This is a genomic window from Microcoleus sp. F10-B2, from assembly GCF_036704965.1.
In the GTDB taxonomy this organism is placed as follows: Bacteria; Cyanobacteriota; Cyanobacteriia; order Cyanobacteriales; family Microcoleaceae; genus Microcoleus.
This window is the reverse complement of the sequence record NZ_JAUBTB010000088.1, coordinates 1-12,021: the sequence shown is the minus strand read 5'-3', so window position 1 is coordinate 12,021 and position 12,021 is coordinate 1. Positions and strand designations below refer to the sequence as shown.

The window sequence follows — 12,021 nt, the reverse complement described above, 5'->3', positions numbered from 1 at the left end:
AGGGGCGGGTTTCACCAACAATAATTGCCTAAAACCCATAATCTCATAAACCCGCCCCCACCCAAGGGTAAATCGCCATCTACCTCTTTCAAAATACAAGGATCTGGTTTAGCTACGATCTATATTGTTATTGATATCTTGCGCCATTCTTAGGGACGAACGGGCACGAGATGCCCGTTCCACAATACATCAATTTTCTTGTGTCGCGGGCATCTTGTCCGCCCCTGAAAGACTTTCAGAACTCGGGAAAAACCTTTGAGTAATCCAAGCCGTTACAATATGAGAAAGCAATCCCATCGGCCCAGCAAAAAAACATAAAGCCAAAGAATGAACCGTCCAAACTCCTGTCCGCTGTCCTTCCCAATAAATCCAGCGCCCGACAAACAAGTCCATCACTAAAAAATGTATCCATCCCGTAGCCGCCGCCGTTTCCTCCCCCAGAAACTTAGCAATATCTGCTAGCTTGGGATTCGACAAAGCTGCCGCATTTTCCGCCGTCAGACTGCTACCAAACAAATATATGTACAAAACGGCGAGCACTGCAAACGGAATAAAGGAATTCATCACTTTTCGGGTAATTCCCCAGTTTGGTAATAAAATCATAATTGCCCAGAAAGGCACAACGAACAGATTACCGGCATTAAAAATTAGTTCGGGTGTCATAGTTGGCTCTTGGCTCCTGCGAATGCAATTAAATTAAGGAGGTTAAGATTACTTTACACAATTTTTGCTGAAATTTCTCAAAACCCGAAAAAAATCTCATTCACAAATGAAATAGAATTGCTATACTTATCTAAAATTTAAAATATCCCATCTAAAATCGATTAAGGCAGCACAAACCATGATAAATTATAATAATTTTAGCGAATGGTGCAAGCACAAAGAAAACATTTCTCCCTGCGCCAAACATACGGTAGAAATACTGTTGCAAATATCAGATACTTCTGAGTGCGATCGAGCCAACGAACTGCTTTCTAATACAAAAGAACTTAACCTCAAAAATCTTCAAATTACAGATATCAGCCCCCTCTCATCTTTCACTCAACTTACTAATCTAATCCTCGGCAGCAATCAAATATCTGACATCGCTCCCCTGCAATTTTTAACTAACTTGAAAACTCTGGTTATAGATGTCAATAAAATATCAGATATCAGTCCGCTTTCATCTCTAATAAATCTGACTGTACTCGTTCTCGATACCAATCAAATCTCAGACATCAGTCCCCTAGCAGGTCTAACTAATCTTACCGCACTTGTGTTGTTTGACAACAAAATTTCCGACATCACTCCGGTGAAAATTTTAACTAACTTAAATGCGCTGATTCTCTACACCAATCAAATTTCAGATATCGCTCCTTTGGCAAATTTAACAGAACTCCAGACACTCTACCTTTACAATAATAAAATATCGGATATCACCCCGCTGGCTTCCTTGAAAAATCTGACTACGCTGTTTCTCTTCGGAAATGAAATATCTGACATTACTCCGCTGGCATCGCTAACAAACTTAAATAAATTGGTTTTATTCCAAAATAAAATATCAGATATTAGTCCTTTGACATCGCTCACTAATTTAATTGAACTCAACCTCGGTAACAATCAAATATCAGATATCAGTCCGCTGAAATCTTTAACTAATTTGACTGAACTTTATCTGTTCAACAATCCAATTTCCGATAGCAGCGCGCTGCAAGCTTTAAATAACTTATTTTTACTAGACTTGTACAACAATCAAATCTCTGATATCAGTTCCCTGCAATCTTTGCAAAAGTTAACTACCTTGGACTTGCGCCGGAATCCCATTGTTAATAAAATTTGCCCTGTCAATCCTGAATCTATATGCCGGTTTTAATTAATTATTAAGGTCGAGGCAAGATGGCGGTTTATATAGTATAATGTTGAACGTCAATATCAGGAGAAAGTGATGAGCGGACACGATGCTTTGATGTTAGGATTGCTGCTGTTGCCCGGTTTGGCATTGTCGATCGCAATTATGGGCGCTTTTGCCGCTGGTGGATAATCAGTTTTTAGCACTCATCAGCGCTCCAGAAAGCAGTTTACGGGTTACGAGAGGGCGGGTCGATCTATTTTTTGAGTTGCCGAAAATATCTTGGGCAAAACCCGCCCGCTTCCTCTACCAATTTACAAAAATTGTGCTGTCACATCCGAACTTACCAAAGTATTCGCGCACAAAATACCCGATGCTGCGACGGCGGGTACGCCAATTCCGGGCATGGTGCTGTCTCCCACGCGATACAAGCCTTTGATTGGTGTTTGCGACCCGGGAAATGTGCCTTTTCCGGCGGCAATTGCAGGCCCGTAAGTTCCTTGATATCGGCGCAAAAATCGGGCGTGGGTTAGCGGTGTGCCGATCGACTCTAAGACTATCCGCGCTCGCAAATCCGGTATAATTTTTTCTAAAGCTTGAAACAGAGATTGCGATCGCTCTTGCTTTTTCTGCTGGTACAATTCCCCATATTCCCAACCTTCGTAAGGTTCCAATGTATAAGCGTGAACGGCGTGATGTCCGGGAGGCGCGAGAGTTGCATCCCAGACTGTAGGAATCGAAATCATGCAAGTATTTCCGGGTACTGTAATGTCAATCTTGCTGTCGCGAACGACGACGTGGTGGCCGGTCAAACCTTCGAGTCCTGCGGCTTTAATTCCTAAATGGAGGTGCATGAAACTGTCTACTGCGGGCATCGACAAGGAGGTTTTTCGGTAGCTTTCCGGCAAATCTTCAGGCCGCAGTAATTTTGTATAAGTATCCCAGACGGTGGCATTTGAAATGACAATTGGGGCGCGGATAATTTCGCCATTTTTCAAGCGAACGCCGGTGGTTTTGCCGGATTCAACTAATATTTGCTCGACGGGATCTCCCAGGCGCAATTTTCCTCCCCAGCGCTGCAAGCCTCTGACTAAAGCATCGACGATCGCACCGCTGCCACCTACAGGATATTCGATCGCACAGCGCGATCGTTCGCCAATCATAAAAGCTATTTCCGGCGCGACAGTTCCGTGCGCTTTCAAACCCGACAGCAAAAAGCACTCCAAATCGATCAAACGCCGCACCCAAGGGTCGCGCACGTCCCGATCCATCAAGGAACCTGCTGAACCCGCGATCGCACCTACCAACGGCAACAACTTCAGCAACGCAGGCGAGTACCGAGACAGCAAAACAGGTATCAACTGCCAGTCGGATCTCAGCGCTAAAGCCGGAATTCCACGCAAAGCTTCATACAATACTAATAAGTTTTCTTGAAATAGCTGTAATTCTACAGCACCTTGCGGTGCGAACTTAGCTACAGCATCTAAGTAACTTCTGGCATCAGCATACACCGGTAAACTTCCCTCTGGAAAATGGTAATGCCCCAGCGGATCGTAGGGAATTGCTGCGATCGATTCCTCCAAAACATCAAAAACTTGCCGCAAAGGATTAAACGACTGCGGGTCAGTCAAACCGCAATAAAAAGAAGGCCCCGAATCAAAGTGAAATCCCCGGCGCGAAAAGCTGTGAGCTGCCCCGCCCGCTATGGCGTGGCTCTCGCATACGAGAACCCGCTTGCCGTAGCGAGCTAGCATCGAGCCGGCGACTAAGCCGCCAATACCGCTGCCAATTACGATCGCATCAAAGTCTTGCATTTATCAAATGTGGTATAATTGTATTATTTCTTGCTGACTGTTGACAGGGTATTTTTTGGAGAGGAAAACTATGAAACCTTTATCTATTTTAGATGAAGTTGTTCGCGAATTAGAACAAGATGTCCATCTCTCGCGCCTTAAAAAAATATTATTTTTTGCTTGTAAAGACTTTTGGGAAAACGATCCGGCCCAACTCGCCAGCGCAGATGTAAGGAGTTTAATCGAAGAACTCTGCGCCAAATATAGCAGGTTAGAAGATATTGAAGCTGTTTTAAATAATATAGTTTCTAAGGTTAATAAAAAAAACGAGTATGCTTTAGTATCCGACCTCATAGTCTGTCAGCTTAGCAGGCTGTATGAATTTGAAGACTTCACCAAATTAGAAACAAATATATCTAGTTTTGGCGGTCAGGAAGCACCCGCATTTGAAGATCACTTCAGTTCTGAACTATCCACCAGCAAAAAAAGGGAAAGAAATCCCGGTAATTTATTTGATGTCAGACAAAAAATTTTGCAGCAAACAAATCCGCTGAGGGCTAAAATCCTAATTTTTTCTAGTCTGTATCACCAGTTTACTTTTAGCGATCGCGACTTGCTCCTGCTGAAAAGCCAAGAACTTGACAATCTGCTGCGAGAACTGTTTAATGTTTGTCCCACGCTGACCGAACTCGAATCTCAGTTGTACACAACGGCGGGGAATCTCGACAACACAGATGAATGCGACCAAGCGGCTAGCGTGATTATCAAAGCGATGAATCCTTGTTACGCAAAATTACAACAGGAAGAACGCTCGCGCTCCGAAGATTCTGCTAGCGAAGATTACGATCAGACGCATTTAAACAACAGTCTTTATGAAGAGAGCAAACAGATTGACAGGCGCAGCGATTATTTCGATCCGGGGGATATTACTCAAATCATTCAAGCTGCTCCAACTCACTATCATTATGACCCCCTAAACAGTTACTTAGTGCCGGACACGGCAGAAAATCTACATTTTAAAGAACCTGAAACCAGCAGCAATAATTCCGCTGCCGATTTCAGACAGGAATTGGTAGAAACATTCCTAGTGGCAGAAACGCCGACAATTCTCGACACTTTCGATCCGGCAGATCCGGTTACGCTAAATATTAGCGATTCCATCAAACGCAAGTTGGGATTGGAAGAAGAAATGAAAGGATTAGTCACTCAAAGTGCTAACTCCGCAACGGCGCAAATAGAAAATATCTTCAGCGAGTTAGAATCTGCTTTGAACAAAAAACTTTATACAGAAAGTGCAGACGATCGTTTGAACTGGAAATATAAAAGTCTCAGAGACTATTTGGGAATAGTTCAGGGATTTACCGACAAATTAATCGAAATTCTGAGCGAAGTAGAGTTAAGAGAAAACGGGATATCTTCTTCAGAAACGCAGGATAATATTGTAGAAAATATTTCCGAAACAGAGCAGCAACTCTCTAGCCAGAAACCAAATCAGTATCAGCTTGTGCAAATGGCAAAACAAGGCAAACCAAAGGCGATCGCCCAATTGATCGATCAATTGTTACAGCCAAAAGGAATTGGTGCTACAGCGGGATTTAAAGACGGTTGGCTCCACGTCATTCTGGAGTCTACCGAAGTACCAAACCAACAGGCTACAGCTATATACATTCACAAAAAACTGTGTACTTTACAATCACAATATCTTACTCACGTGAAAATTCACGGGCGGCAGTTAGGAAACAAAACAGTCGCTTGGACTCAAGAATTTGTGAATCAAACTTATTAAATGCCCAGACTCAAGTCTGGGGCGACACAAATTAAGTCGGCAAGGCGAGGACTGAAAATCAAGGAATCTAGAAATAGTATATTTTGCCCAAGTAACCACAAAAAAACATGAATGCCAGCGAAATTTTAAGGCGATATACATCAGGAGAACTAGATTTTCAAGGTATAAATCTTAGAGGCGTCTACCTGAGGGGTGCCGATTTAATTGGGGTAAATTTAAGCAGTGCTGACCTCTGGGGTGCAAACTTAGCGATGTCTTACCTTAGTAGAATTAACCTTCAGCGCGCAAATTTAACTACTGCAAAGTTGTATGGTGCTAACTTGAATCAGGCCAACTTGAGCGGAGCAAATTTGTCCGATGCAGACTTCCATGGAGCTACTTTGCAAGGTGCAGACTTTCGCAAAGCTAACATCTCTTTGGCAGTTTTTATCGATGCAAATTTGACCGATGCAGATATGCGAGGAGTCAATTTGCAAGGTGCCGATTTGCGCGGTGCCTGCTTGCGCGGTGCAAATTTGCGCAAGGAGCAGCGGATTTTTGAGGGTGCAAACTTGCGGGGTGCAAATTTTCAAGGTGCCGATTTGCGGGGCGTCAACTTGCTAGGTGCAGATTTGACTAAAGCTAATCTCAGTCAAGCGAACTTGACTGAAGCATCTCTGCTGGAAGCAAATCTGACTCAGGCGAATTTGAGCGAAGCTATTTTAGATGGCACATTTTTGACTGAAGCAACTTTGATAGAAACGAATTTTTCCTGGGCTGTAATGACAAGTGCTAGGTTGGAAAGAGCTGTCTTAATTGATGCTGAATTGGCGGGCGCTAACTTGCAAGGTGCATTTCTTCCTGATGTTAAGTTGAGCAATGCTAATTTAGTTATGGCTGACTTGAGTCGAGCTAATTTGGTGAGGGCTGATTTGAGTCGAGCTAACTTTAATCAGGCAAATTTGAGTGAAGCCGATCTGACTGATGCTTACCTGGCTAGAACAGAGTTGCGGGATGCAATTTTGCACCGCACAACTTTGATTAGGGCAGATTTGAGCAGTGCTAATTTAGCGGGAGCTCAGTTGCGCGGTACAATCATGCCAAATGGAGAAATGCACGGCTAACTGGGAATTGGTAATTGGTAATTGGTAATGCGAGATTGTCTCCGAGCCGTTAGTCGTCTTTTTTCAGGATGAATTTCATTGACTTTTCAAAGCTTTTTACCGATGCTGGTTTCTTACAACTCATTTAGGACTGCTATAGATTGAGAGGGTTTTAATGAGATCTAGGAATTGCTGCAAAATGGTGGACGAATGATTGTGCCGCCAGACCGCAGTTAATTGAGTGGTTGTTGTTTGTTCATGAATCGGACGATAGACCACTCCTTCGCGTTGAAGATTCTGTACGTGAGATGGCAGAATGCTGATACCAGTTTCGCCTGCGACTAATCCCAAAATTGTGACCATAAAGACGGCTGTTTGAGCAACTTTAGGAACAAATCCTGCTTCCGAACATAAATGGTAAATTTCCTCAGATAAGCCAGACACAACCTGATGAAGGGGCATTACAAATTCTTGATCCTTGAGGTCGGAAAGCGAAATTTTGGATTGGGCTGCAAGTGGATGGTTTTTGGGTAAAACGGCGAGAAGTGGTTCTTGCGTGAGAGACATCGTTTCTAAATCATTGGCTTCAGAAATATCGTGGTAGAGATAGACAAAAATGATATCAGTCTGGCGATCGCGCAACCTCTGAATTAAGAAAGCACTGTGTTCTTCCTGCAAAATCAGTTGTACCTCTGGATATTGCTGTCGAAAAGTTCGCAGAATCTCTGGAAAGACACCATTCGCGATCGAACTGGGAAAACCCACCGTCAAATAACCCAATTCACCCTGATGAATGCGCTGGGTTTTATGTACCGCTTGTTCTAACTGTACCAAAGTTGCGCGAGCTTCTTCTAAAAACGCCTGTCCTGCTGGGGTTAGCTGAATCGGGTGACTTTTGCGATCGAATAGCTTCACACCCAGTTCAGCCTCTAAATCTTTAATTTGTTGACTTAGGGGCGGTTGGGCAATGTGCAATCGCTCTGCCGCGCGGCTAAAGCTCAGTTCGTCTGCCACTGCAATGAAGTAACGGAGATGGCGAAGTTCCATAGATTTTAGATTTTAGAATTGAAGGATTGGGAATGAATGATTACTATCATGGTTTGGATCGCGGGCATACAGTTGCATTCTCTTTTATAACTGGTATTAAATACTATATTTTTTAAGTATATTGTTATATAAAAATAAGTATTGGACATAAAGCAACAAATTCTTTATCTTGAAAAAAAGAGTTAAATATTTCGGCACCAAATACCCATTTAAGTATTGCTTAAGGAGGATTATTCATGATTTCGCAAGTAATTCGACGAGTTGCAGTTGTGGGAGGAACCCACGGAAACGAGTTGACTGGGGTTTACCTGATTAAGAAATTTCAACAACTCCCAGACTTACTGAAACGATCGAGCTTAGAAAGTTTTGCCTTATTAGCCAATCCCAAAGCGGTGGCGATGAATCGGCGTTATGTCGATCGCGATTTGAACCGTTGCTTTGGTCAGGAAGATTTATCTAACCCAGATTTGACGGGTTACGAAGACAGACTTGCTAAGGAAATCTCCGCCCAACTATGTCCGAAAGAGCAACATGGGGCTGATGCGATCGTCGACCTTCACAGCACAACGGCCAACATGGGGCTGACAATTTTACCATCTACCAAACATCCATTAAATTTGCAATTATTAGCCTATTTGAGTGAGATCGAACCCTCAGTGCGAGTTTGTTTCGGAGAGGATTACGGTGAGGATGCCCCAATGCTTAGATCGCTCTCTGCTTGCGGTTGCACCATAGAAGTTGGGCCGATCGCCCAGGGAGTAATTAACGCCCGTCAGCTTCAGCAAACCGAAATGCTGGTTCACGCCATTCTGGATTATCTCGACGCACAAAATCGGGGAAAACCGCTTCCTACACCATCACATTTAACTGTATATCAGGCGATCGGCTCGGTAGACTATCCCAGAAATTCAGTAGGTGAACTGCAAGCCGCGATCCATCCCCAACTTCAGTTCAAAGACTATGAACCCTTACATCCCGGTGAACCCATGTTTCTCACATTTACGGGAGAATCGCTCCCCTATCAAGGAGAATCTACTGTTTTCCCTGTATTCATTAACGAAGCTGCCTATTACGAAAAACACATAGCGATGGTTTTGACGGAAAAACAAAAGCTTCAGCTTAAAACGGCATAACTTTCCGAAAAATATGACTTTTATGAAATTAGGGTTATGACTTTTATGAACTCAAGCAATGAATTTATGAATTGACTTCTCATGTTGCCTCTGGAAGAATGTTAATTAATTTAAAATCAAGCATTGTCTCCCCTCAACACAAGTGAATCTCAAATTATCAGGAGCGAATTTATGGAAAGTATGCTCGGTATACTTGCAATCGATCGCGAACAGCAGCTAACAGCAGCATTAACAACCTTTGGTAATAGCGGTCAGCTTAAATTTTTCACTGCATCCAGTCAATTTAATGGTAGCGTTCCCGGCCACGGCTTTGACACTAATAATTTGACAGCGATCGCCATCAGCGAACAAGAAAAAATAGCAGATTTTTTAGTAGCCCAACACAGCGATCGCCTCAGTTACTCAGCCAAAGATCGAGTCGCTAGCGGTACATTCCCTGCTCAACAAAAATCGAACTCAGATGCGATCGCTGTCGGCACAGATCCCCTCACAGGAACGAGAACGGCTAATCAGTTGAATTTATCAGACCCCGACAACTCCTTAGCCACTGCACGCAATATTGGTGTTGCTGATAACAATCGCCTCACCTTCAATGATTTTGTCGGAGTTGACGATAACGAGGATTATTATCGCTTTACTATTAACAACAATAGCGATTTAAGCTTGCGTATCGATGTTTTGAATGGAGCAGGAATCGAGTTGATTCAAGATAAGAATCGCAACGGCGAGGCTGATTATGATGAATTTCTTGGCAGCGATTATGCCTCACCCGGTGCATCCGGCGAGATAAATTTCTTCAACCTGACTCCTGGAGATTACTATGTCGCAGTTTATAGTTACTTTGACTATAAGAATTACAACCTGAATCTGGCTGCAACGCCTGGTACTGGTTTTAGCAGCAATTACGGATACGGTTTAGTGGATGCAAATGCAGCAGTAGCCCGCACTTTTAACAGTCCAGTTAAGTTCCCCGAAGTTCCTAATTTGGGCGGGAATGATTGGGCAAGAGACACGGTAAATGCGCCGGAAGTTTGGCAGGGGGGAATTACCGGAAATGGGATTGTTGTAGCTGTCGTCGATACCGGCGTTGACTACACCCATCTCGATTTAGATGCCAATATTTGGCAGAATGCGGATGAGATTCCCAATAACCGAATTGACGACGATCGCAACGGATATATTGATGATATTCGGGGTTGGGATTTTGTGTGGAACGACAACAACCCAATGGATGGGGATTTGGACGGTCACGGGACTCACGTAGCAGGTGCGATCGCGGCCGAACGAAATGATTTTGGCATAACTGGAGTTGCCTACAATGCAAAGATTATGCCTGTGAGAGTTTTGTCGGAATTTGGCTCTGGGAACTTCAATAATTTTGCTGCTGGAATTCGCTATGCTGCTGATAATGGAGCTAATGTAATTAACTTTAGTATTGGTGGCTGGTCGCCTAGCATGGAGGTTAATGAGGCAATTCAGTACGCCAGTAACAAAGGAGTTGTTGTCGTCATGGCCGCAGGAAATGATGGTTTTTATGAACCAGACTATCCAGCTAGATATGCCGATAGCTTCGGAATTGCTGTGGGAGGAATTGATATAAATGGCAGGATGGATGAATTCTCTAACCGTGCAGGTTCCCGACCCTTGGATTACGTAATTGCACCAGGAGTAGATATCTATTCTACAACTCCCTATAACACCTACGAAACCTACAGCGGCACATCAATGGCAACGCCTCATGTAGCGGGTGTAGCGGCTTTAGTTTTGAGTGCCAATCCCACTCTTACTCCGGCTAAAGTTGAGTATATCTTGACGACAACAGCCAATTCAAATGAGATAACAGTCTAGAAAAAATAGGCAGCAACTATTCAGAAACATTAGTCGATCGCCATACAAGCCCGCGAATCTGTTTTATTAGAAGTTTTGGGCGATCGAACACTCGTCAATTTACCAAATTTGCAATTTTAGTGAGGAATTATGAGCATTACTCGCGTTTTTGTAGATTATACAGGCAATCCGGGGAACAATGGCTCGTTCTTGCCCTCTATCTCGGCAGACGGCCGGTTTGTGACGTTTTCATCTGATGCCACCAACCCCGTGCCGCGATTGGGAGTTGATACCATCTCTGATTTCACTAACTCTCAAGATACCGTGCAATCAGTCAACAGCTTAACTTTCGGACAGCTATCAATTTCGGCTGCCACTAACGGCACATTAATTAGAGTCGCCAGCAGCGGTGAAGTTTTAGCTGCTTTGACAGGCGTTGCTCCCAATTTCATTGGCCCTGAAGATTTCGTCTCTGTTTAAATGTCTGTCGATTCTCAATTGACTGCTGTGGAAACACAGCAATGCTTTGTCCTTTCAGCGAATAATATCTCACTTTTACTCAAAGAACACGATCGGGACTTACCCACTCCGACAGAGAAACCGGATTTTTTACCGCATCTGCGGGTCACAACGCAGTATTTTCGTAAAAAACTCGGTTTCTGAACCCCCGTACACAAGCCCTAGCAAAAAATGGTTTGACGCGCAATATACTGTTGTTAGCTTCTAGTTATTAATTATGGCAAATTACAGAACAGTTTTTTTATTCAATAGTTTGACTTTACTGCTGGTTGGGTTAGTGACGGGGTGTTTGAGTGTATTCGGTTCTTCGGTAAAAGGGTTATTTTTGCCGCCTTGCTCTGCCACTTATCCGGGTGCTGGTTTCTTTTTCTTGGCGTTTCAGATGTTATTTTATTTATCGGTAATGGTTTGCTTTTTTACCTTTGGATTGCTGAGAATTCTTCAACCACATCGCCCAGAAAATCGATTTATTTTATATTCGGCACTGTTTGCAGGTTGCTTTTTGTTCAATGAAGTTTTTCGCACCCACGTTCATCTGGGGCGTGCGGGTTTTCCGAAAGTAACGATCGTCATATTTTACGCCGTGCTGGCTGCGGCTTACGGATTGGCTTTTCGGAAGCAAATTCGATCGACTCCTTATCATTTACTGCTGAGTGGCGTTGGTTTGTTATTTGTTGCCTTTTTTGCAGAAGCGCTGCCTCTGAAAAATGAGATTGTTTCGAGCTTGTTGGAGGGAATTCCGAAGCTGTTGAGCGGGATTAATATTGCACTTTATTTTTGGTTTTTGTGCCAGGGTTTGATAGTGCGATCGAGCGCTTAATGGGGCTTTCGGGGCGGGCGGGACGCCCACCCCACAATTAAATTTATACCAATTTTAAACGAAATAACAGTATTCTTGTTCCCCCCGCAATGCAGCGGGGGGGCTAGGGCTGACAGGTGTAGGTTTTTTACGAGGGGGTAGTATAAAGTCAATTAAACCAGGCGAGAATAAGGGTAATTAAACGAA

Annotated in this window: 10 protein-coding genes; 7 read left to right on the top strand and 3 right to left on the bottom strand. The window is 43.6% G+C overall.

What is annotated here, in order from left to right; genetic code table 11:
• Positions 1-189: 189 nt before the first annotated feature.
• A complete protein-coding gene (locus QUA99_RS26080; RefSeq protein ID WP_333242241.1) occupies positions 190-663 on the bottom strand; it encodes an ABA4-like family protein in 474 nt (157 codons plus the stop codon).
• Between the two features lie 178 nt (positions 664-841).
• On the opposite strand from QUA99_RS26080, the gene QUA99_RS26075 reads away from it, so the two are divergent.
• Complete coding sequence (locus QUA99_RS26075; RefSeq protein WP_333242238.1) at positions 842-1,852, top strand: leucine-rich repeat domain-containing protein; 1,011 nt, start codon at positions 842-844, stop codon at positions 1,850-1,852.
• A 290-nt stretch (positions 1,853-2,142) separates the two neighbouring features.
• On the opposite strand, the gene QUA99_RS26070 is transcribed toward QUA99_RS26075, so the two are convergent.
• Entirely contained in the window at positions 2,143-3,642 is a 1,500-nt protein-coding gene (locus QUA99_RS26070) for an NAD(P)/FAD-dependent oxidoreductase (protein ID WP_333242236.1), read from the bottom strand.
• A gap of 70 nt (positions 3,643-3,712) precedes the next feature.
• Here QUA99_RS26070 and QUA99_RS26065 point away from each other — a divergent pair, with 70 nt between their 5' ends.
• Complete coding sequence (locus QUA99_RS26065) at positions 3,713-5,407, top strand: hypothetical protein (protein WP_333242233.1); 1,695 nt, start codon at positions 3,713-3,715, stop codon at positions 5,405-5,407.
• 107 nt (positions 5,408-5,514) lie between these two features.
• Positions 5,515-6,510 carry a pentapeptide repeat-containing protein gene (locus tag QUA99_RS26060; RefSeq protein ID WP_333242230.1) on the top strand — a complete coding sequence of 332 codons (996 nt, stop codon included), beginning with the start codon at positions 5,515-5,517 and terminating at the stop codon, positions 6,508-6,510.
• A gap of 120 nt (positions 6,511-6,630) precedes the next feature.
• Here QUA99_RS26060 and QUA99_RS26055 read toward each other — a convergent pair whose 3' ends face one another.
• Positions 6,631-7,536, bottom strand: a complete 906-nt coding sequence (locus QUA99_RS26055) for a LysR family transcriptional regulator (protein ID WP_333242227.1) — start codon at positions 7,534-7,536, stop codon at positions 6,631-6,633.
• Positions 7,537-7,772: 236 nt separating this feature from the next.
• On the opposite strand from QUA99_RS26055, the gene QUA99_RS26050 reads away from it, so the two are divergent.
• The 4 genes from QUA99_RS26050 (at position 7,773) to QUA99_RS26035 (ending at position 11,835) form a co-directional block, all read left to right on the top strand.
• A complete protein-coding gene (locus QUA99_RS26050; protein ID WP_333242225.1) occupies positions 7,773-8,669 on the top strand; it encodes an aspartoacylase in 897 nt (298 codons plus the stop codon).
• A gap of 171 nt (positions 8,670-8,840) precedes the next feature.
• Complete coding sequence (locus QUA99_RS26045) at positions 8,841-10,517, top strand: S8 family peptidase (protein WP_333242222.1); 1,677 nt, start codon at positions 8,841-8,843, stop codon at positions 10,515-10,517.
• Between the two features lie 129 nt (positions 10,518-10,646).
• Complete coding sequence (locus QUA99_RS26040) at positions 10,647-10,976, top strand: hypothetical protein (RefSeq protein WP_333242220.1); 330 nt, start codon at positions 10,647-10,649, stop codon at positions 10,974-10,976.
• A 256-nt stretch (positions 10,977-11,232) separates the two neighbouring features.
• Positions 11,233-11,835 carry a hypothetical protein gene (locus tag QUA99_RS26035; protein WP_333242217.1) on the top strand — a complete coding sequence of 201 codons (603 nt, stop codon included), beginning with the start codon at positions 11,233-11,235 and terminating at the stop codon, positions 11,833-11,835.
• Positions 11,836-12,021: the final 186 nt, after the last annotated feature.

Excerpts from the sequence above, each read along its gene's own strand:
- QUA99_RS26080 (WP_333242241.1), bottom strand. The coding sequence starts at position 663 with ATGACACCCGAACTAATTTTTAATGCCGGTAATCTGTTCGTTGTGCCT.
- QUA99_RS26075 (WP_333242238.1), top strand. The coding sequence starts at position 842 with ATGATAAATTATAATAATTTTAGCGAATGGTGCAAGCACAAAGAAAAC.
- QUA99_RS26070 (WP_333242236.1), bottom strand. The coding sequence starts at position 3,642 with ATGCAAGACTTTGATGCGATCGTAATTGGCAGCGGTATTGGCGGCTTA.
- QUA99_RS26065 (WP_333242233.1), top strand. The coding sequence starts at position 3,713 with ATGAAACCTTTATCTATTTTAGATGAAGTTGTTCGCGAATTAGAACAA.
- QUA99_RS26060 (WP_333242230.1), top strand. The coding sequence starts at position 5,515 with ATGAATGCCAGCGAAATTTTAAGGCGATATACATCAGGAGAACTAGAT.
- QUA99_RS26055 (WP_333242227.1), bottom strand. The coding sequence starts at position 7,536 with ATGGAACTTCGCCATCTCCGTTACTTCATTGCAGTGGCAGACGAACTG.
- QUA99_RS26050 (WP_333242225.1), top strand. The coding sequence starts at position 7,773 with ATGATTTCGCAAGTAATTCGACGAGTTGCAGTTGTGGGAGGAACCCAC.
- QUA99_RS26045 (WP_333242222.1), top strand. The coding sequence starts at position 8,841 with ATGGAAAGTATGCTCGGTATACTTGCAATCGATCGCGAACAGCAGCTA.
- QUA99_RS26040 (WP_333242220.1), top strand. The coding sequence starts at position 10,647 with ATGAGCATTACTCGCGTTTTTGTAGATTATACAGGCAATCCGGGGAAC.
- QUA99_RS26035 (WP_333242217.1), top strand. The coding sequence starts at position 11,233 with ATGGCAAATTACAGAACAGTTTTTTTATTCAATAGTTTGACTTTACTG.